The following is a 19,722-nucleotide window of genomic DNA, read 5'->3' on the forward strand; positions in this document are numbered from 1 at the left end:
ATAAAGAACACAGGAACCGCTCCCCATGCAGATCGAAACACCCCCCAGCGAGAAGCCCTACGAAAAGCCCGAGGGCGAACGCCGCGGCATCGTCATCGTCAACACCGGCGACGGCAAGGGCAAGAGCACCGCGGCCTTCGGCCTCGCGCTGCGCGCGCACGGCCGCGGCAAGGCCGTGAAGATCTACCAGTTCATGAAGGTGCCGAGCGCGCGCTTCGGCGAACACCGCATGTTCGAGCAGATCGGCATTCCGATCGAAGGGCTCGGCGACGGCTTCAGCTGGAAGAGCCAGGACCTCGAGCGCTCGGGCCAGCTGGCGCGCGACGGCTGGGAGAAGGCCAAGGCGGCGATCCTGTCGGGCGAGTTCTTCCTGGTGGTGCTCGACGAGATCACCTACCCGCTGATCTACGGCTGGCTGCCGCTCGACGGCGTGCTCGAGACGCTGCGCGCGCGGCCGAAGCACGTGCACGTGGCCCTCACCGGGCGCCGCTGCCCGCCCGAGATCGTCGAGCTGGCCGACACGGTGACCGAGATGACCATGGTCAAGCACGCGTTCAAGGCCGGCATTCCGGCGCAGCGCGGCATCGAGGACTGAACCCGATGGCGCATGCGTTCGAGGCCGGCGAGGCGAAAGGCGTCTACCGCGCCATCCACGAGCGGCGCGACATGCGCCACTTTGCGGGCGGCCAGGTCGCGCCCGAGGTGCTGCGCCGGCTGCTCGACGCCGCGCACCACGCGCCCAGCGTCGGCTTCATGCAGCCGTGGCGCTTCATCCGCATCCGCGGCGAGGCGCTGCGCCAGCAGCTGCACCGCGTGGTCGAGCACGAACGCGTGCTCACCGCCCGCGCGCTGGGCGAGCGCGAGGACGAGTTTATGCGCCTGAAGGTGCAGGGCCTGCTCGACGCGGCCGAACTGCTGGCGGTGACGCTGGCCGACGGCCGCGAGAAGCACGTGTTCGGCCGCCGCACGCTGCCGCAGATGGACCTGGCCTCGGCCTCGTGCGCCATCCAGAACCTGTGGCTCGCGGCGCGCGCCGAGGGGCTGGGCATGGGCTGGGTGTCGCTGTTCGATCCGGCCGAAGTGTCCGTATTGCTCGGCCTGCCCGAAGGCGCCGAGCCCATCGCCTTGCTGTGCCTGGGCCCGGTGCACGGCTTCTACGAGGAGCCGATGCTGCAGCGCGAACGCTGGGCCAAGCGCGAGCCGCTCGCCTCGCTGGTGTTCGACGAAGGCTGGGGCCGGCCTTCGGACCTGTTCGACAACCCGTCTCCCGTGGAGCCCACCTGATGCTGGCTTTCGACACCGTCCTCTTCGAGCTCGCGCGCCTGTTCCTCTGGCCGGTGACGCTGGGCGTGCTGCTGTCCTTCGTGTATGCCGTGTACTGCCTCGGCGCCTTCGGCATCGAGTACCTGCAGCGCCGCCGCGACCCCCTGCGCGCACTGGTGCTGCAACGCCATGCGCAGGCCAGCCAGGAGCAGATGGAGCTGGTGGTGCTCAAGCAGCTCGAAGGCGTGCGGCTGTGCAGCCGCGTGGCGCCGATGCTGGGCCTGATCGCCACCATGATCCCGATGGGGCCGGCGCTGGTGGCCGTGGCCTCGGGCGAGTCGCAGGGCGTGGCGCAGAGCCTGGCGCCCGCGTTCGCCAGCGTGATCGTGGCGCTGGCCTCGGCCTCGATCACCTTCGTGGTCTACACCGTGCGCCGCCGCTGGCTCATGCGCGAGCTGGTGACGGTGCTGGACGCGCGGGACCGGCTGTCATGAGCGCCGCGCCAGGGGTGCGCCGATGAGCCGTCGCCAGTTCTCCATCTTGAGCAGCCTGGACAGCGACGACGACGATCCGGTGCTGTCGACCATCAATCTGATCGACGTGTTCATGGTGGTGATCGGCATGCTGATGATCGCGGTCATCAACAACCCGATGAACCCCTTCGCGCAGGACAAGGTGACGGTCATCCGCAACGAAGGCCAGCCGGACATGGAAATCATCACGCGCGAAGGCCGGAAGATCACGCGCTTCAAGGCCAGCGGCGCGACGGGGCAGGGCGACGGCGAGAAGGCCGGCACGGCCTGGCGGCTGAAGGACGGCACGATGGTCTATGTGCCGGCGGATGCGGTGCGTGCGAGTGCGGCGCCTTCAGGTGCAGCGCCTGCGCAGGGCGGGAAGTGACGCGGGTCTTCTTCTGGTTCCTGCTGGCCGTGCTGGCCGTGCTGGGGGTGGTGGCACCCGCGCAGGCGCAGCAGCTTGCGCCGCGGGTCGTGCTGCTGAGCACGCCGCTGGTGTCGCCGGCGCGCGTGGTGCGGCTGCAGGCCGCGGCGCGGGACGCGGGCGTGCCGCTGCAGGTGGTCTCGGCCTCCACGGATTCGCCTGAAACGCTGGCCGCGGCGCTCGAAGGCGCTGCGCTGCTCGTGATCGACGCGCCGCACATCAGCGTGGCGCAAGCCGCCGCGGCACGCTTCGGCGATGCGATCTCCCGGCGTGCCACGCCCTATGTGCTGATCGGCGAGTTCGCGCTGGTGGCCAAGGGGCAGGCCTCGGCGGCCGCGCCGTTGGTGGCCGAACGCGGTGTCGATGCCGCCTGGGCGCAGCGCCTGCGCGAGTACTGGCGCTTTGCCGGTGCGGCCAACCTCGGCGCGGCCATGAAGGCGCTCGCGCAACCCGGCAACCTCGCCGGCTTGCCGGCCCCCGTGCCGCTGCCGCTGGCCGGCTTCTATCACCCGGGCTGGCCGCGCGTCGAAGCCGACATCGCCGCCATCGACAAGCTGCCCGGCAGCGGCACGGTCGCCATCGCGGTCAACGGCGCCACCGTCAGCGGCGACGACACCGGCTGGCTCGACGCGCTCATTGCCGCGCTCGAGCAGCGCGGCCTGCGCGCCTACGCCTTCTACGGCCCGCGCCAGCAGAAGGACCTGTTCTTTCGCATGACGCATGCCGGCGAGCAGCGCGTGGCCGACGCGATCGTCAACGCCTCGCTGGTGTTCAACCCGAACGAGCGCAAGGCCGAGCTGGAGCGCATCGGCGTGCCGGTGCTGCAGACCTTGCCCTCGCTGGCGATGGACGCCGCCCAATGGGCGCAGAGCAAGGACGGCCTCTCGCAGACCGACATTGCCGCCTACTACAGTCCGAGCGAGCTGGCCGGCATGACCGACCCGATGCTGGTCTCCGCGCGCGACGCCGCGGCCGGCACGCTGCAGCCGCTGCCCGCGCAGATCGACGCCGTGGCCGGCAAGGCCGCGGCCTTGCTGCGGCTGCAGCGCACGCCGCCCGCCGACCGGCGCGTGGCGATGCTGGTCTACAACTACCCGCCGGGCGAGGCCAACTTCGGCGCGTCGTTCCTCAACGTGCCGCGCAGCGTGAACAACATGTTGGCCGCGATGCAGTCGGCCGGCTACCGCACCGCGCTGCCCGGCACCGACGGGCTGATTGCGCAGGTGCAGGCGACGATGAAGGCGTACTACCCGGGCGGGCAGGGCGACGAGCTGCAGCCGCTGCTCGACAGGAACCTTGCCGACGCGATGCCGCTGTCGCGCTATGTCGCGTGGTTTCGCGCGCTGCCGGCCGAGACACAGCAGCGCATCGAAAGCTACTGGGGCCCGCCAGAGAAGTCGACCATGCTGCGCCCGGTGGCGGGCGAGCCGGCCTTCGTGATTCCGAGGGTGCAGTTCGGCCACGTGGTCGTGCTGCGCCAGCCGCCGCGCTTCGAGCCCGGCACGCAGGTGGCGGACAAGGCCGCGCAGGTCTACCACCGCTCGGCCGTTCCGCTGAGCCACGGCTACCTGGCCACCTACCTGTGGCTGCGCACGCAGTTCGGTGCCAGCGCGGTGGTGCACGTGGGCACGCACGGCACGGTGGAGTGGTCGGCGGGCAAGGAGCGCGGGCTGTCGGTGCAGGACGATCCACTGCTCGCGCTGGGCGACCTGCCCAACGTGTACCCGTACATCATGGACAACCTGGGCGAGGCCACCACCGCCAAGCGCCGAGGGCGCGCGACGATGGTGAGCCATTCGACGCCGATGTTCGTGCCCGCGGGTTTTCGCCCCGGCGTGCAGGAAATGCATGAGCGCATGCACGACTGGGAGACGCTGTCGCCCGGCCCGGTGAAGACCGCGCTGGAGCGGCAGCTGACGGCGGAGTTCGTCGCGCAGCACTACGACCACGACCTGAAATGGACGCCCGCGCGCATCCGCGCCGACTTCACGGGCTTCATCGCCGTGCTGCATCCGTACCTCGACGAACTCGCGCAGACCGCGCAACCGCTGGGCCTCGCGACCTTCGGGCAGGCGCCCGATGCGCAGCGCCGGCGCATGACGGTGCTGCAGATCCTCGGCAAGCCGCTGGTCGAGGCGCTGGGCGAAGACATCGACGAGGCCTTCCTGGTCGATGCGAAGAACGTTGCCAGCTCGAAACCCGCACGCTGGGTGGAACTGGCGCTGGCCGATGCGCCGGCCGCCATCGCGATGGGCAGGACCGCGGCCGACAGGCAACGCCTGCAGGACCTGGCCGAGCGCGCGCAGAAGCTCGACACGGTGCTCGCGCACAACGAGGAAATCGACGGCCTGCTGACCGCGCTCGACGGCCGCTACCTCCGCTCCAGCTACGGCGGCGACCCGGTGCGCAACCCCGACAGCCTGCCCACCGGCCGCAACCTCTACGGCTTCGACCCCAGCCGCATACCGACCCGCGCCGCATGGGATGCGGGCGTGGCCGCCATGGACACGTGGATCGCCGACCACGCCAGGGCCCATGCCGGCAAGCCGCCCGAGAAGATCGCCTTCACGCTCTGGGCCGGCGAGGCCTCGCGCCACCAGGGCGTGCTGGAGAGCCAGGCCTTCTACGCCATGGGCGTGAAGCCGCGCTGGGACGAGGGCGGGCGCATTGCGGGCATCGAGGTGATTCCCGCCGCGGTGCTGAAGCGCCCGCGCATCGACGTGCTGCTCAGCGTGACCGGCTCCTACCGCGACCAGTTCCCCAACGCCATGCGCTGGCTCGACGAGGCGGTGCAGCAGGTGGCCGCCTTGCGCGAGCCCGGCAACGCGGTGGCGCGAAACAGCGAGGCCCTGGCCGGCAAGCTGCGCGCGCAAGGCGCGTCGGCGCAGGAAGCGCAGCGCTGGTCCACCGCGCGCGTGTTCTCCAACGAGCAGGGCAGCTACGGGGCGGGGCTCGAAGAAGCGGCGCTCGCCAGCGACGTGTGGAAGAACCAGCAGCGCGGCGGCGGCGACGCGCAGATGGCGCAGCTCTACATGGACCGCATGGGCCACGCCTACGGCAAGGGCCTGGACGGCGCCGCGCGGCCCGGCGCGTACGCGGGCAACCTGGTGCAGGTCGATGCGGCGCTGATGGCGCGCAGCTCCAACCTGTACGGCGTGCTGACCAACGACGACCCGTTCCAGTACCTCGGCGGCATCGCGCAGGCGGTGCGCCAGCTCACGGGCAAGGACCCGGCGCTGTACGTGCAGAACCTGCGCGACGGCGGCGCGGTGCGCACCGACACCGCGGCCGGCGCCATCGCGCGCGAAATGCAGACCCGCTACCTGCACCCGCAGTGGATCGAGGCGCAGAAGGCCGAAGGCTACAGCGGCACGCTGCAGGTGCTGAAGACCGCGCAGTTCCTCTGGGGCTGGCAGGTCACGGCGCCGGCCGCGGTGCGGCAGGACCAGTGGCAGTCGCTGCACGACGTGTACGTGCGCGACCGGTACAAGCTGGGCACGCGCGAATGGCTGGAAGGCGACAACCGCGCCGCCTTCGCGCAGACGCTGGAACGCATGCTCGACGCGGTGCGGCTGAACTACTGGAAGCCCGACGCGGCCACGCGCCGTGAACTGGCGAAGGCCTACTCGGAGGCGGTGAGCGCGACCGGGCTGCGCGAGCGGAATGCGGGCGTGCAGCGCTTCGTGCAGGCGGAGCTGACACCGGCGGCCCCGCACCCGCAAGTCAGGCCGGTTCAGCCGCGTCCGGCCGTTGCGCCGGTGGTGGTGGCCGAGCCTGTGTCTGAACCTGCACAAGCACCCGCCGTGGTGCCGACGCCCGCAGCCGAGCCGGCGCCGGACAGCACCCAGCCCGTCACCGGCCTCAAGCTCGAACCCACACCGGCCGAGGCGCCGCCCAAGGCCGAAAGCGTCGTCCTCAGGCTCGGGGTCGCGCTCGGTGCCGCGCTGCTCGTCGCCGTCGGCGCGCTGGTGCAGTGGCGCCGGGGCCGGGCCGCTGCCTGATTCGCGAGAATGGCGGGTCTCATGCCCCACCTGAATCCTGAATACGGCATCGCTGTCGCCGCCGCGCTGTGGCTCTCGCTGGCCATCGACCGCTGGCTCGGCGAGCCGCCCGCGCCGCTGCACCCCGTCGTGTGGATGGGCAACTACCTCGGCTGGATCGGCGCGCAGGTCGCACCGCAGCCCAGCCACGAGCAACGAACGGATCTTCCGATGTTCTTCATCGGCGCATTGACGTGGTGCGTGGGCGCGGCCTGCGTCTGGGGCGTGGCCATGGCCTTGCAGACGCTGGTCGCGCAATGGCTCCCGCTGTGGGCCATGGCGCTGGGCCTCGGCCTGCTGCTCAAGCCGCTCTTTGCCTGGCGCATGCTGCGCGACGAGGTGCTCGCGGTCGAGGCCGCGCTGGCGGTGTCGCTGGACGACGGGCGCCGGCAGCTCGCGCGGCTGGTGAGCCGCGACGTTTCACGGCTGAGCGAGCGCGAGGTGCGCGAAAGCGCCATCGAGTCGCTCGCAGAGAACCTCAACGATTCGCTGGTGGCGCCGGTGTTCTGGTTCGTGCTGCTCGGCCTGCCGGGCGCGGCGCTCTACCGCTTCGCGAACACCGCCGATGCCATGTGGGGCTACCGCGGCGAGCGCAACGGCCGCGAATGGACCTGGCTCGGCAAATGGGCCGCGCGCGCGGACGACATGCTGTCGTGGGTGCCCGCGCGCCTCACCGTGCTGCTGCTGGCATTGGCGGCATGGCGCTGGCCCGCGGGGCTGTGCGCCGAGGCGCGCCGCACGCCGTCGCCCAACAGCGGCTGGCCGATGGCGACGATGGCGCTGCTGCTGGGCGTGCGCCTGGCCAAGCCGGGCGTGTATGCGCTGAATGCAGAGGGCCGCGCGCCTTCCGCGGCGGACATGCAGCGCACCGCGCAACTGGGCGAGCGGGCCGCGCTGGCGCTGGGCCTCTTCGCGACGCTGGCGATCGTGGCGACCTCGGGCTGGAGATGGGCATGAGCACCGCCGTGCACGGCGGACCGGACGCCTCGGGCGCCGCGCCGCACGATTTCTCGACCAACGGCAATGCCGTGGGTTCCTGCCCGGCCGTGCTGGACGCATTGCGCGCGGCCGATGCCGCGCATTACCCGGACCCGCACTACACGGCGCTGCGCGGCCGGCTCGCCGCCTTCCATGGCGTGGACGCGGCGCGCATCGTGATCGCCGCGAGCGGCAGCGAATTCATCCACCGCATCAGCGCCGCCGTGATGCAGCAGGGCGGGCGCAAGACGTGGCTGCCCGCGCACAGCTATGGCGACTACGAACGCGCGGCACTGGCCTGGGGCTTGCAGGTCGCGCGCGCGCCGCAGCCGCATGCCGATGCCGCCTTGCGCTGGTGCTGCGAGCCGTCGAGCCCGCTGGGCCAGCCGCAGGCCGACCTGGCGCAGCAGGCGGCCTCGGAGGGCGTCTGCGTGCTCGACATGGCCTACGCGCCGCTGCGCCTCGAGGGCAGGGCGTCGCTGGGTGCGGCGCAGCTCGACCGCGTCTGGCAGATGTGGACGCCCAACAAGGCCATGGGCCTGACGGGCATCCGCGCCGCCTACGCCATCGCGCCCGTCGATGCCGGCGCCGGCCTCCTGCAGCGCATCGACCGCTTGGCCCCTTCCTGGCCCGTGGGCACGCACGGCGTTGCGCTGCTGCAGACCTGGGCCGGCGCGGAGGCCCAGCACTGGCTGGCACAGACCCTGGCCACCTTGAGGGCGTGGAAGGCGCAGCAACGCGCGCTCTGCGAATCCCTCGGCTGGCACTGCCTGCCCAGCGACGCCAACTTCTTCTGCGCGCGCACCGACCGGCCGTACCCCGCGCTGGCCGCTGCGTTGCGCGCGCAAGGCATCAAGCTGCGCGACTGTGCCTCCTTCGGCTTGGCGGGCCACGTGCGGCTGGGGGTGCTGCCGCCCGCCAGCCAACATGCCTTGAAAGAGGGATGGACACGCGCGGGCGCTTGCGCCGACCATTGAACCGACCTGCGGACACCCCATGCTCTACGCGATCACCACGCTCTTTCTCTGCCAGCTCGCCGGCGAACTGCTGGTGCAGTGGCTCGGCCTGCCCATTCCCGGCCCGTTGATCGGCATGGTGCTGCTGTTCATCGGCCTGCTCGTGCGCGGCCGCGTGCCGCAGGTGCTGACCGACACCTCGGGCCACCTGCTGCGCAACCTGATGCTGCTGTTCATTCCGGCCGTGACCGGCGTGATGCTGCATTTCGAGCGGGTGGGGCGCGAGTGGCTGCCGTTCCTGGCGGCGGGCATCGTCGGCGCGGCCGTCACCATGACCGTGACCGCGCTCACCTTCCGCTGGATGATCCGCATCACCGGCAAGGACGCCGAATGACCGCGCCCGCCAAGCTCTCCGAGATCTGGGTGTTCCTGGCCCAGTCGCCGCTGCTGTGGCTCTCGCTCACGCTGCTGGCCTACCTGGGCGCGCTGTGGCTGCACACGCGCAGCGGGCGCAACCCGGTGGTCAACCCGGTGCTGGTGTCGGTGATCGTCATCGTCTCGGTGCTGCTGCTCACGCGCACGCCGTACGACACCTACTTCGAAGGCGCGAAGTTCGTGCACTTCCTGATCGGCCCGGCCACGGTGGCACTGGCCGTGCCGCTGTACAGCCAGGTCGGCCGGCTGCGGCGGCTGTGGCTGCCCATCGGCGTGGCGCTGCTCGTGGGCTCGGTCGCGGCGATCGCGTCGGCCATCGCCATCTCATGGGTGCTCGGCGGCTCGCACGAGCTCACGATGTCGCTCGCACCCAAGTCGGCCACCATGCCCATCGCGATGGGCGTGGCCGAGAAGATCGGCGGGCTGCCGTCGCTGGCGGCGGTGGCCGCGGCCATTGCGGGCATCTCGGGCGCGATCATGGCGACCGGCCTCCTGAACCTGCTGCGCATCAAGGAGCCCGCGGTGCGCGGCTTCGCGGTCGGCATGGCGGCGCACGGCATCGGCACGGCGCGCGCCATTCAGGTGAACGAGACGGCGGGCGCGTTCTCGGCGCTGGCCATGGGGCTGAACGGCATCGCCACGGCGCTGCTGGTGCCGCTCATCGTGAAGCTGATGGGGGCCTAGCGCGCATGCCGAAGTCCGTCTCGGAACCCCGTCCGATGGAGCTCGTCTGGCCGGCCCGGCCTTACCTGGCGAGCTACGTGTCGGCGCTGAACCGCGGCTGGGCGCGCGACGAGTCGCGCCCCGAGTCGGGCGCCGAAGACCGCGCCGCCATCGAGGCCGACGCCACGCGCTTCCTCGCGAGTCTGGTGGACCGCGAGGCGAAGGGCGACCCCATCACGCTGCCCGACGGCACGAAGGTGCCGCGCCTGCCGGGCTACAAGTGCTGGCTGTGGGACGGCGAGTTCTGCGGCAGCATCGACCTGCGCTGGCAGCCCGGCACCATCGCGCTGCCGGTGTACTGCCTGGGGCACATCGGCTACAACGTGGTGCCGTGGAAGCGGCGCAAGGGCTACGCCACGCGCGCGCTGCAGGCCATGCTGATGCTGGCGGCCGGCGAGGGCCTGAGCCGCATCGAGATCACGACCGGGCCCGACAACCACGCGTCGCAGAAGGTGATCGTGGCCAACGGCGGCATGCTGGCCGAGAGTTTCCTCACGCTGCCCAGCCAGGGCAGCCTGACCAAGTACCGCTACTACATCTACCTCTGACGCCACTGACGCCGTCGATGCGTCCGGGGCTTCTGAACACAAGGAACAGCACCATGGCCCAGTACAGCGCGGAAATCCTCTGGGAGCGCGGCGAGCAGGACTTTCTCGCCAACACCTACAGCCGCAGGCACACGCTGCGCTTCGACGGCGGCGCGCAGGTGCCGGGCTCGTCGTCGCCGCACGTGGTGCCGCTGCCGATGTCCGATGCGTCGGCGGTCGACCCGGAAGAGATGTTCGTGGCGTCGCTGTCGAACTGCCACATGCTGTGGTTCCTCACGATGGCGGTGAAGCGCAAGTTCGTGGTCGACCGCTACTTCGACGCGGCCGTGGGCGTGATGGAGAAGAACGCCGAGGGAAAGATGGCGATGACGGTGGTCACGCTGCGCCCCGAGGTGAGGTTCTCGGGCGCCAGCCTGCCCACGCGCGAGCAGATCGAGCAGATGCACCACCGCGCGCACGACGAGTGCTTCATCGCGAATTCGGTGAAGACCGAGGTGCGCTGCGAGCCCGTGTTCCCAGGCTGACCGCGGGGCCGCCGCCCCGTTCGAGCGCGCTCAGCGCACCAGAGCGTTGCGCTTCATCTCCAGCTGCGTGATCAGGCGCTGCAGCCGGCCTTCGACGTTGCCCGGCAGCGCCAGGAAACGAAAGCCCAGCTGATGGCGCCGCGTGCCATTCGGCAGCGCGGTGGGGCGGCACGACATGAGTTCCAGGTCGAGCGAGAACCGGCCGAGCGCGCCGAGCGACAGCTCGCAATTCTTCAGCAGCGTGCCCATGGGCAGGTCGGCCACGCGCGCGTCCGAGGTGCGCATGCCGACGCCGCCGAGCGACAGGTCGTGCACGTCGAAGCGGAACGCATCGCCCTTGGGCCAGCGGCCCGTGCAGGTGTAGGCATCGACCACGGGCGTGTCGACGCGGAAGTACTCGCGGCGCTGCAGGTAGAACAGCAGCTCGGGAAAGTCGACCTCGAAGGCGGGCAGCCCTTCGTAGCGGGTCTCGCGCGGCGTGGCGGTGGCGAACTCGACGCGCACGCCGTCCGGCTGGGCGCTGAAGTGGCAGCGCGGCGCGGCCAGCAGGCCCTGGTTCTGCTCGGCCGATGCGCCCCAGTCGAAGATGAAGGTGCGCGCGTGCACGTCCACGTCGAGCAGCTGCGTCACCAGCTGGCCGCCCGCGTACTGGACGGTGAGGAAGTCGCTGCCGTTGGCGAGGTTGCGCAGCCGCGCGCCGATTTCCAGCGGATTGCGGCGGCCGAACTCGCTCGTGCTTTCGTCTGACGGGTCGTGCGATGGGCCGGGCGCGTCCGTCTGGCCGTTCGACTGGTCTGTGTCCATGTGCTTGCGGTATTTCTGTTCTGGCGGACGCGGTCTTCGTCGAAGCCGCGGCACGCGCATGTCGGCCGGAAATTGCAACGCTTTCCGGCAGGGGTCTCACTCAATAGCGGCAGAAGCCGGCGAAAGTTTAGGGGGCGGAGATAAATAATTCGCGACGCCGGCTGAAACAGCCGGTTCCGAATTCCGATCCGCCTTCCCGATCCCGCCTTCCCGATCCCGCGTTCAGCGGGCCGTCAGCGCCGCTGCAGCCTCGGGTTCTTCGCGAACAGCTCGGCGGCCCAGTCCACGAAGGCGCGCACCTTCGCGCTCAGGTGGCGGTTGGGCGGGTACACCACGTGAATGGGCAGGGGCTCGCGCTCCCAGTCGGGCAGCACCTCGACCAGCTCGCCGCTTTCCAGCAGCGGCTCGGCCATGAAGGTGATGCACTGCGAGATGCCGAAGCCGCCCAGCACGGCCGTGATGTGCGCGTTGCTCTCGTTGACCGACACGCGGTAGTGCCCGTTGAGCTCGATGTGCTCGTCGCCCTTCTTGAACTCGTGCGGGTACACGCGCCGCGTGGTGCCCGAGAAGTAGCTCACCACCACGTGGCGCTTCTCGATGTCGTTCGGGTGCTGCGGCATGCCGTAGCGCTTGATGTACGCGGGCGACGCCACGGTCACGAAATGCAGCGTGCCGATGCGCCGCGCCACCAGCGACTGGTCGTTGAGCTCGCCCGCGCGGATCACGCAGTCGACGTTGTCGCTGATCAGGTCGACGGTGCGGTCGCTCACGCCCAGGTCGACCTGGATGTCGGGGTAGCGGTCGCAGAAGCTGGCCAGGTGGGGCAGGATGATGAGCCTGGCCACCGAGGTGCCGATGTCGATGCGCAGCCGCCCCGTGGGGTTGGCCTGCGCATTCGTCATGCTGGCTTCCATGTCGTCGAAGTCGTTGAGCAGGCGCGCCGCGCGCTCGTAGTAGGCCGCGCCGTCGGGCGTGACCGTGACGCGCCGCGTGGTGCGGTTGAGCAGCTTCACGCGCAGGCGCGATTCGAGCGCCTGGATCTGCTTGGTGACCGTGCCCTTGGGCAGGGCGAGCGAGTCCGCTGCCCGCGTGAAGGTGCCGGCTTCCACGACGCGGACAAAGATCCGCATGGCCTGGATTTGATCCATCGAATGCCTGTTCTGGGGTACCCGGCCCACACCGGGGGACGCGGATTCTCACACATGCGGGCAAATCCCCGTTGACCATCCGATTGTTAGCAGTTTGGAAACAGAGTAGGGGCATCAACCCTGTTTAACGTCACATGCGGCGCCTTATATTTCAACCATCGCCCAATACCCCGAGGTCGCCCATGTCCCCCGCTCCATCGTCCCTTTCTGCCGAAGCTGCCATCCGCGCCGCCACGCAAGGCGTGGAAGCCGATCTGTCGATCGAGCTGCCCGGCCGCGCGCCGGTCGGTGCCCGTGTCTACGGGCAGCGGGCCAAGGGCGACGTGGTGCCGCTGGTGCTGCATTTCCACGGCGGCACCTTCGTGTGCGGCGGCCTGGACAACGGCCGCAACGTGGCCCGGCTGCTGGCCGGCGCGGGCGCGGTGGTGGTGTCGGTGGCCTACCCGCTGGCACCCGAATCTCCGTTCCCCGAACCCATCGAGGTCGGCTATGCCGCCCTCGAATGGCTCTACAAGCAACGCACCAAGCTCGGCGGCAAGGGCGCCCAGGTGTACCTGGCCGGCGAGGAAGCCGGCGGCAACCTGGCCGCCGCGGTGGCGCTGATCGCCCGTGACCGGGCGCACCCGCCGATCGCCGGACAGATCCTGCTGTCGCCCATGCTCGACCCGTGCGCCGGTACCGCCTCGCTGCGCAAGGCCACCAACGACGCCAGCGAATGCCGCTGGGCCAGCGGCTGGGAAAAGTACCTGAGCTGCCCGTCGAACGCGACGCACCCCTATGCGGTGCCCAGCGGCTCGCTGCGGCTCGCCGCGCTGGCACCGGCCCTGGTGCTGGTGGGCGCGGACGACGCGATGCACGACGAAGCCATGGCTTTCGCCAACCGCCTGCGCGGCGCCGGCATCGAGGTGACGAGCAGCGTGCTGCCCAGCGCCGCGAACTGGCCCAAGGCGCTGTACGACACCGAGAACACGGCTTGCGTGGCCTGTGAGGCCACGGTGCAGCGGCACTTCCGTGAGTTCTTCAGCGCGACCACGCCGCCGCCCTCGGCGTCCAACCACCCCAGCTAGTCCCCAGCCCACCCCGGCTGCCTGAACGACACGCTGCCAGCGCGGCAGCGTGCGGGGGCCCTTTTTTTCCTGAATTTCGCCTCCTGGTGCCAAAAGCGCCGGGGTGGCCTGTTGCATCCCAAAAGTCATCGAGAAGGACGAACATCATGTCGAACAACGAAAAAAAGCTGTCTTCCACCGCCCCCAAGGCGCTGTGGCCCACCGTGACCGGCCTGACGGCGGTGCTGGCCGTGGCGGCCGCCGTGCTGGGCATGCACAGTTTCAAGGCCGAGGCCAACAACGCCCCGGCCGCGCCCCCGGCCACGCCGGTGTCGGTGGCGACCGTGGCGTCGAGCGAGATCAATGCCTGGGACGAGTTCTCGGGCCGGCTCGAAGCCGTGCAGCGGGTGGACGTGCGCTCCCGCGTGGCGGGCGCCGTGCAGTCGGTGCACTTCCGTGAAGGCGCGCTGGTGAAGCAGGGCGACCTGCTGGTCACCATCGACCCCGCGCCGTACGCGGCCGAAGTCGAGCGCGCCGAAGCGCAGGTGGCTTCCGCCCAGGCCCGCCAGTCCTTCAGCCGCAGCGAGCAGGAGCGCGCCAAGCGCCTGTGGGACGACAAGGCCATTGCCCAGCGCGAGTACGACGAGCGCGTGAACGCCGGCAGCGAAGCCAATGCCAACCTGCGCGCGGCCCAGGCCTCGCTGCAGACCGCGCGCCTGAGCCTGGGCTACACGCAGGTGCGTGCCCCGGTGTCGGGGCGCATCGGCAAGGTCGAGGTGACGGTGGGCAACCTGGTGGCGGCCGGTCCGGGCGCCCCGGTGCTGACCACGCTGGTGTCGGTGAGCCCGATCTACGCGAGCTTCGACGCCGACGAGCAGGTCATCACCCGCGCCCTCAAAGACCTGCCGAGCGGCTCCAGCGCCCGCGGCCAGATCGAGAGCATTCCCGTGCAGATGGGCACCGCCGGCCTGGACGGCACGCCCTTCACCGGCAAGCTGCAGCTGATCGACAACCAGGTCGACGCCCGCAGCGGCACCGTGCGCGTGCGTGCCTCGTTCGACAACAAGGACGGCGCGCTCATTCCCGGCCAGTTCGCCCGCATCCGCATGGGCCAGGCCCGCAGCGACACCGCGCTGCTGGTGAGCGAGCGCGCCATCGGCACCGACCAGAACAAGAAGTTCGTGATGGTCGTGGGTGAAGACAACAAGGCCGTCTACCGCGAAGTGGCCCTGGGCGCTTCCATCAACGGCCTGCGTGTCGTGAGCAAGGGCCTGACGGCGGGCGACCGCGTGGTGGTCAACGGCCTGCAGCACATCCGCCCGGGTGCGCTGGTGGCGCCGCAGCAAGTGACCATGGACGCCAAGGCCGACCCCAAGCAGCAACAACCGGAACGCGTCGCGGAAGCGGCCAAGTCCTGATTTCGGAGGAGGGCGCACCCGCGCCCGCCGGAGAACCAACATGAATCTCTCAAAATTCTTCATCGACCGGCCGATCTTTGCCGGCGTGCTGTCGCTATTGATGCTGATAGCCGGCCTGATCGCGCTGCGCGGGCTGCCGATCTCGGAGTACCCGGAAGTCGCGCCGCCTTCGGTGGTGGTGCGCGCCCAGTACCCGGGTGCCAACCCGAAGGTGATCGCCGAAACGGTGGCCACCCCGCTCGAAGAGCAGATCAACGGCGTCGAGGGCATGCTCTACATGGGCAGCCAGGCCACGACCGACGGCGTGCTCACGCTCACCGTCACGTTCCGCCTCGGCACCGATCCCGACAAGGCACAGCAGCTCGTGCAGAACCGCGTCTCGCAAGCCGAGCCGCGCCTGCCCGAGGAAGTGCGCCGCCTGGGCATCACGACCGTCAAGAGCGCACCCGACCTGACGATGGTGGTCCACCTCGTCTCGCCGAACAACCGCTACGACATCAACTACCTGCGCAACTACGCGGTGCTGAACGTGAAGGACCCGCTGGCGCGCATCGAAGGCGTGGGCCAGGTCCAGATCTTCGGCGGCGGCGACTACTCCATGCGTGTGTGGCTCGACCCGCAGAAGGTCGCGCAGCGCGGCCTCTCGGCGTCCGACGTGGTGGCCGCCATCCGCGGGCAGAACGTGCAGGCCGCGGCCGGCGTGGTCGGCGCATCGCCGGGCCTGTCGGGCGTGGACATGCAGCTGTCGATCAATGCGCAAGGGCGCCTGCAGAGCGAAGAAGAGTTCGGCGACATCATCGTCAAGAGCGGCACCGACGGCGCCGTGACCCGCCTGCGCGACATCGGCCGGCTGGAAATGGGCGCCGCCGACTACTCGCTGCGTTCGCTGCTGAACAACGACCCGGCCGTGGGCATGGGCGTGTTCCAGGCCCCGGGCTCCAACGCGCTCGACATCTCCTCCAACGTGCGCAAGACGATGGAAGAGCTCAACAAGAACATGCCCGAAGGGCTGGAATACCGCATTGCGTACGACCCGACGCAGTTCGTGCGCGCATCGATCGAATCGGTGATCCACACGCTGCTCGAAGCCATCATGCTGGTGGTGCTCGTGGTCATCCTGTTCCTGCAGACGTGGCGTGCTTCCATCATTCCGCTGCTGGCCGTGCCGGTGTCGGTGATCGGTACCTTCGCGGTGCTGCACATCCTCGGTTTCTCGATCAACGCGCTGAGCCTGTTCGGGCTGGTGCTGGCGATCGGCATCGTGGTGGACGACGCCATCGTGGTGGTGGAGAACGTCGAGCGCAACATCGAGGCGGGCCTCACGCCGCGTGAAGCGACCTACCGTGCGATGCGCGAAGTGTCGGGCCCCATCATCGCCATCGCGCTGGTGCTGGTGGCCGTGTTCGTGCCGCTGGCCTTCATCAGCGGCCTCACGGGCCAGTTCTATCGCCAGTTCGCGGTGACCATCGCGATCTCGACGGTGATCTCGGCCATCAACTCGCTCACGCTGTCGCCCGCGCTCGCCGCCTTGCTGCTGCGCGGCCACGACCAGCCCAAGGACGCGCTGACGCGCGGCATGGACAAGGCCTTCGGCTGGCTGTTCCGCGGCTTCAACCGCATGTTCCATCGCGGTTCCGAGGCCTACAGCGGCGGCGTGAAGAGCGTGATCTCGCGCAAGTCGCTGATGCTGGTGATCTACGTGGCGCTGATCGCCGTGACCTTCGGCCTCTTCAAGGCGGTGCCCGGCGGCTTCGTGCCGGCGCAGGACAAGCAGTACCTCATCGGTTTTGCCCAGCTGCCCGACGGCGCCACGCTCGACCGCACGGAAGACGTGATCAAGCGCATGGGTGACCTCATCAAGAACAACCCGAACGTGGAAGACGCCATCTCGTTTCCGGGCCTGTCGATCAACGGCTTCACCAACAGCTCCAACTCGGGCATCGTGTTCGTCACGCTCAAGCCCTTCGACCAGCGCAAGCGCGCCGATCAAAGCGGTGGTGCGGTGGCAGGCCAGTTGAACGGTGCCTTCTCCAGCATCCAGGACGCCTTCATCGTGATGTTCCCGCCGCCGCCGGTGGCGGGCCTGGGCACCACGGGCGGCTTCAAGCTGCAGCTGGAAGACCGTGCCTCGGTCGGCTACGACCAGATGGACGCGGCGGTGAAGGCCTTCATGGCCAAGGCGCAAGCCGCGCCCGAGCTGGCCGGCATGTTCACGAGCTGGCAGGTCAACGTGCCGCAGCTGTATGCCGACATCGACCGCACCAAGGCCCGCCAGCTCGGCGTGCCGGTGACGGACATCTTCGACACCATGCAGATCTACCTGGGCAGCCTGTACGCGAACGACTTCAACAAGTTCGGCCGCACGTACAGCGTGCGGGTGCAGGCCGACGCGCCTTACCGCGCCCGTGCCGAAGACGTGGGCCTGCTGAAGGTGCGCTCGACCTCGGGCGAGATGGTGCCGCTGGCCGCGCTGATGAAGGTCAACTCGACCTTCGGCCCGGAACGCGCCATGCGCTACAACGGCTACCTGGCCGCCGACATCAACGGCGGCCCGGCACCGGGCTACTCGTCGGGCCAGGCGCAGGACGCGATCACCAAGATCGCGGCCGAGACGCTGCCCAAGGGCGTGAGCTTCGAGTGGACCGAGCTGACGTACCAGGAAATCCTGGCCGGCAACTCCGCCTTCCTGGTGTTCCCGCTGGCCATCCTGCTGGTGTTCCTGGTGCTGGCCGCGCAGTACGAAAGCCTGACGCTGCCGATCGCGATCATCTTGATCGTGCCCATGGGCATCCTGGCCGCGATGACGGGCGTATGGATCTCGGGGGGTGACAACAACGTCTTCACGCAGATCGGGTTGATCGTGCTGGTGGGGCTGAGTGCGAAGAACGCGATCCTGATCGTGGAGTTCGCACGGGAGCTCGAGTTTGCCGGCCGCACACCCGTGCAGGCCGCCATCGAAGCCAGCCGCCTGCGCCTGCGCCCGATTCTGATGACCTCGCTGGCCTTCGTGATGGGCGTGCTGCCCCTCGTGCTGTCGACCGGCGCCGGCTCCGAAATGCGCAAGGCGATGGGTGTGGCGGTGTTCTCCGGAATGATCGGCGTGACGGCCTTCGGCCTGTTCCTGACGCCGGTGTTCTATGTGCTGTTGCGCCGCCTGGCGGGCAACAGGCCGCTCAAGCTGCATGGCGAAGTGCCGCACGGCGACGACTTCGTGTCGGCCGAGCATCCTGCCGCGCCGTCGAGTGGCGGTTCGGGCGGTGGCCTGCACCCGGTGCCTGCCTCGCCGCGTCCTTCGCACGGTTCGCATGACTGATCGAGAAGAAAGCTGATCATGAAATTCTCAGTACAACCTCTGGTGAAGCCCCTTCGCGGCGCCTTGCTGCCGCTGATGGCCGCCCTGGTGCTGGCCGGCTGTGCCACCGTGCCCTCGGGCCTGCCCGAGATCACGACCACGGCGCAGTTCAAGGAGCAAGGCAATCAAGCCAATCAAGGTGTCGCGCCGCCGGCCGGCTTCACGCGGGCCGCGCCTTCCGAGGCGCAGGCGCGCGGCGCCTGGTGGCTGGCGTTCAACGACCCGGCGCTCAACGCGCTGGTCGAAAAGGCCGACATCAACAACAACAACATCCAGGCGGCCGCCGCGCGGCTGGCCGAGGCCCGCGCGCTGGCGCGCAGCGCCAACGCCGACCGCCTGCCGCAGATCGGCCTGGGCGCCGGCGCCAACCGTGGCGCGGGCCTGGACAAGGCCTCGGCCAGCGTCCGGCCGGGCACCATGACGAACGTGGGCGCCACGTTCTCCTACGAGGTCGACCTGTTCGGGCGCCTCTCGGGCGCCAGCGACGCGGCCCGGCTCGACGCGGCCGGCCGCGAGGCGCTGCTGCAGAGCACGCGCCTGGCGGTGCAGGCCGAGGTGGCGCAGACCTACCTGCAACTGCGCGCGCTCGACGCCGAGCGCGTGCTGGTGCGCGAGCAGGTCGAGGCCTACCGCGACACGCTGCGCCTGACGCAGCGCCGCGAGCAGGCCGGCGACATCGCCGAGCTCGACGTGGCGCGCGTGCAGACCGAGGTGTCGTCGACCGAGTCGGACGCGCTCGCGCTCGACCGCCAGCGTGCCCAGGTGGAACACGCGCTGGCCGTGCTGGTCGGCGATTCGGCCTCCAGCTTCGCGCTGGGCAGCGCCGACTGGTCGACGGCGCTGCCGTCCATTCCGCCCGGCGTGCCGGCCACGGTGCTGACGCGCCGGCCCGACGTGTCGGCCGCGCAGAGCGCCGTGCTGGCCGCGCAGGCCCGCGTGGGCGTGGCGCAGACCGCCTGGTTCCCGGACATCTCGCTGACCGGCGCCGCTGGCTACGCCTCGCCCGAGATCGGCGACCTCTTCAAGTGGTCGGCCCGCTCGTGGGGCGTGGGTGCGCTGCTGTCGCTGCCGATCTTCGACGGCGGCCGCCGCGAGGCGGGCGTGCAGGGCGCCAATGCGCAGCTCGACGGGGCGCTGGCCAGCTACCGCACGCAGGTGCTGACGGCGTTCCAGGAGGTCGAAGACCAACTGGCCTCCATCCGCATCCTGCAGGAGCAGTCGGTGGTGCAGGCGCAGGCCGTGACCTCGGCCGCGCGCGCCACGAGCCTGTCGGACACGCGCTACCGCAACGGCTACATCAGCCAGCTCGACCTGCTGGACGCGCGCCGCAGCGAGCTGCGCAACCGCCGCCAGGCGCTGCAGGTGAAGTCGGCCCAGTACCAGGCGGCCGTGGGCCTGGTCCGCGCGATCGGCGGGGGCTGGGACGTGCCGGCGCCGGTGGCGGCCGCGGCCGGTCCGCAGACGGTGGCCGCGCGCTGAGCGGCCGGCGAACGGGACACGCGACGGAATTTCGACGGAAAGCCGACGAGAAAGATTGAAACCCTGAAA

Annotated in this window: 17 protein-coding genes; 15 read left to right on the plus strand and 2 right to left on the minus strand. The window is 70.0% G+C overall.

The features are described from left to right. Positions 1 to 25: 25 nt before the first annotated feature. From cobO to BM004_RS20530, 11 genes are read left to right on the plus strand one after another with little or no spacing between them, the layout of a single operon-like run. On the plus strand, positions 26 to 595 hold the full coding sequence (gene cobO / locus BM004_RS20480; protein ID WP_093216208.1) for a cob(I)yrinic acid a,c-diamide adenosyltransferase: 570 nt from the start codon (positions 26 to 28) through the stop codon (positions 593 to 595). Positions 596 to 600: 5 nt separating this feature from the next. Then, the gene (gene bluB, locus BM004_RS20485; RefSeq protein ID WP_093216210.1) at positions 601 to 1,284 is read left to right on the plus strand and encodes a 5,6-dimethylbenzimidazole synthase; all 684 of its coding nucleotides are present in this window, start codon (positions 601 to 603) and stop codon (positions 1,282 to 1,284) included. Continuing rightward, positions 1,284 to 1,757: a MotA/TolQ/ExbB proton channel family protein gene (locus tag BM004_RS20490; RefSeq protein ID WP_093129846.1), complete on the plus strand. Its 474-nt coding sequence runs from the start codon at positions 1,284 to 1,286 to the stop codon at positions 1,755 to 1,757. Before bluB ends, BM004_RS20490 begins: the two co-directional genes overlap by 1 nt. A gap of 22 nt (positions 1,758 to 1,779) precedes the next feature. Continuing rightward, positions 1,780 to 2,163, plus strand: a complete 384-nt coding sequence (locus BM004_RS20495) for a DUF2149 domain-containing protein (RefSeq protein WP_093216213.1) — start codon at positions 1,780 to 1,782, stop codon at positions 2,161 to 2,163. Continuing rightward, complete coding sequence (gene cobN, locus BM004_RS20500) at positions 2,160 to 6,203, plus strand: cobaltochelatase subunit CobN (protein WP_256219965.1); 4,044 nt, start codon at positions 2,160 to 2,162, stop codon at positions 6,201 to 6,203. Before BM004_RS20495 ends, cobN begins: the two co-directional genes overlap by 4 nt. Before the next feature lie 21 nt (positions 6,204 to 6,224). Next, positions 6,225 to 7,199 (plus strand): adenosylcobinamide-phosphate synthase CbiB, encoded by a 975-nt coding sequence (cbiB, locus tag BM004_RS20505; protein WP_093216215.1) that lies wholly within the window; start codon positions 6,225 to 6,227, stop codon positions 7,197 to 7,199. Beyond that, a complete protein-coding gene (locus tag BM004_RS20510) occupies positions 7,196 to 8,197 on the plus strand; it encodes an aminotransferase class I/II-fold pyridoxal phosphate-dependent enzyme (RefSeq protein WP_093216372.1) in 1,002 nt (333 codons plus the stop codon). The genes cbiB and BM004_RS20510 overlap by 4 nt, the downstream gene beginning before the upstream one ends. Positions 8,198 to 8,216: 19 nt before the next feature. Beyond that, positions 8,217 to 8,570, plus strand: coding sequence for a CidA/LrgA family protein (locus BM004_RS20515; protein ID WP_093129851.1), 354 nt, complete (start codon positions 8,217 to 8,219; stop codon positions 8,568 to 8,570). Next, the gene (locus tag BM004_RS20520) at positions 8,567 to 9,295 is read left to right on the plus strand and encodes an LrgB family protein (protein ID WP_093129852.1); all 729 of its coding nucleotides are present in this window, start codon (positions 8,567 to 8,569) and stop codon (positions 9,293 to 9,295) included. The genes BM004_RS20515 and BM004_RS20520 overlap by 4 nt, the downstream gene beginning before the upstream one ends. Before the next feature lie 35 nt (positions 9,296 to 9,330). Next, a complete protein-coding gene (locus tag BM004_RS20525) occupies positions 9,331 to 9,882 on the plus strand; it encodes a GNAT family N-acetyltransferase (protein WP_093129853.1) in 552 nt (183 codons plus the stop codon). Between the two features lie 53 nt (positions 9,883 to 9,935). Next, positions 9,936 to 10,406: an OsmC family protein gene (locus tag BM004_RS20530; RefSeq protein WP_093129854.1), complete on the plus strand. Its 471-nt coding sequence runs from the start codon at positions 9,936 to 9,938 to the stop codon at positions 10,404 to 10,406. 30 nt (positions 10,407 to 10,436) lie between these two features. Here BM004_RS20530 and BM004_RS20535 read toward each other — a convergent pair whose 3' ends face one another. Continuing rightward, positions 10,437 to 11,210 (minus strand): flagellar brake protein, encoded by a 774-nt coding sequence (locus BM004_RS20535; RefSeq protein ID WP_093129855.1) that lies wholly within the window; start codon positions 11,208 to 11,210, stop codon positions 10,437 to 10,439. A 233-nt stretch (positions 11,211 to 11,443) separates the two neighbouring features. Continuing rightward, positions 11,444 to 12,358, minus strand: a complete 915-nt coding sequence (locus tag BM004_RS20540) for a LysR family transcriptional regulator (protein WP_093129856.1) — start codon at positions 12,356 to 12,358, stop codon at positions 11,444 to 11,446. 182 nt (positions 12,359 to 12,540) lie between these two features. Between BM004_RS20540 and BM004_RS20545 the strand changes: the two genes are divergently transcribed. The 4 genes from BM004_RS20545 (at position 12,541) to BM004_RS20560 (ending at position 19,653) form a co-directional block, all read left to right on the plus strand. Beyond that, positions 12,541 to 13,425 carry an alpha/beta hydrolase gene (locus tag BM004_RS20545; protein WP_093129857.1) on the plus strand — a complete coding sequence of 295 codons (885 nt, stop codon included), beginning with the start codon at positions 12,541 to 12,543 and terminating at the stop codon, positions 13,423 to 13,425. Positions 13,426 to 13,571: 146 nt separating this feature from the next. Next, complete coding sequence (locus BM004_RS20550) at positions 13,572 to 14,822, plus strand: efflux RND transporter periplasmic adaptor subunit (protein WP_093216218.1); 1,251 nt, start codon at positions 13,572 to 13,574, stop codon at positions 14,820 to 14,822. A 40-nt stretch (positions 14,823 to 14,862) separates the two neighbouring features. Continuing rightward, positions 14,863 to 18,135, plus strand: coding sequence for an efflux RND transporter permease subunit (locus BM004_RS20555; RefSeq protein WP_093216220.1), 3,273 nt, complete (start codon positions 14,863 to 14,865; stop codon positions 18,133 to 18,135). Positions 18,136 to 18,153: 18 nt separating this feature from the next. After that, on the plus strand, positions 18,154 to 19,653 hold the full coding sequence (locus tag BM004_RS20560; protein ID WP_093216223.1) for an efflux transporter outer membrane subunit: 1,500 nt from the start codon (positions 18,154 to 18,156) through the stop codon (positions 19,651 to 19,653). Positions 19,654 to 19,722 lie beyond the last annotated feature (69 nt).

The organism is Variovorax sp. OK212 (assembly GCF_900112425.1).
In the GTDB taxonomy this organism is placed as follows: Bacteria; Pseudomonadota; Gammaproteobacteria; order Burkholderiales; family Burkholderiaceae_C; genus Variovorax.

Coding starts and splice junctions, on each gene's coding strand:
- BM004_RS20490 (WP_093129846.1), top strand. CDS start 1,284: ATGCTGGCTTTCGACACCGTCCTCTTCGAGCTCGCGCGCCTGTTCCTC.
- BM004_RS20555 (WP_093216220.1), top strand. CDS start 14,863: ATGAATCTCTCAAAATTCTTCATCGACCGGCCGATCTTTGCCGGCGTG.
- BM004_RS20520 (WP_093129852.1), top strand. CDS start 8,567: ATGACCGCGCCCGCCAAGCTCTCCGAGATCTGGGTGTTCCTGGCCCAG.
- BM004_RS20545 (WP_093129857.1), top strand. CDS start 12,541: ATGTCCCCCGCTCCATCGTCCCTTTCTGCCGAAGCTGCCATCCGCGCC.
- BM004_RS20525 (WP_093129853.1), top strand. CDS start 9,331: ATGGAGCTCGTCTGGCCGGCCCGGCCTTACCTGGCGAGCTACGTGTCG.
- BM004_RS20530 (WP_093129854.1), top strand. CDS start 9,936: ATGGCCCAGTACAGCGCGGAAATCCTCTGGGAGCGCGGCGAGCAGGAC.
- BM004_RS20495 (WP_093216213.1), top strand. CDS start 1,780: ATGAGCCGTCGCCAGTTCTCCATCTTGAGCAGCCTGGACAGCGACGAC.
- BM004_RS20550 (WP_093216218.1), top strand. CDS start 13,572: ATGTCGAACAACGAAAAAAAGCTGTCTTCCACCGCCCCCAAGGCGCTG.
- BM004_RS20535 (WP_093129855.1), bottom strand. CDS start 11,210: ATGGACACAGACCAGTCGAACGGCCAGACGGACGCGCCCGGCCCATCG.
- BM004_RS20510 (WP_093216372.1), top strand. CDS start 7,196: ATGAGCACCGCCGTGCACGGCGGACCGGACGCCTCGGGCGCCGCGCCG.
- bluB (WP_093216210.1), top strand. CDS start 601: ATGGCGCATGCGTTCGAGGCCGGCGAGGCGAAAGGCGTCTACCGCGCC.
- cbiB (WP_093216215.1), top strand. CDS start 6,225: ATGCCCCACCTGAATCCTGAATACGGCATCGCTGTCGCCGCCGCGCTG.
- BM004_RS20540 (WP_093129856.1), bottom strand. CDS start 12,358: ATGGATCAAATCCAGGCCATGCGGATCTTTGTCCGCGTCGTGGAAGCC.
- BM004_RS20560 (WP_093216223.1), top strand. CDS start 18,154: ATGAAATTCTCAGTACAACCTCTGGTGAAGCCCCTTCGCGGCGCCTTG.
- BM004_RS20515 (WP_093129851.1), top strand. CDS start 8,217: ATGCTCTACGCGATCACCACGCTCTTTCTCTGCCAGCTCGCCGGCGAA.
- cobO (WP_093216208.1), top strand. CDS start 26: ATGCAGATCGAAACACCCCCCAGCGAGAAGCCCTACGAAAAGCCCGAG.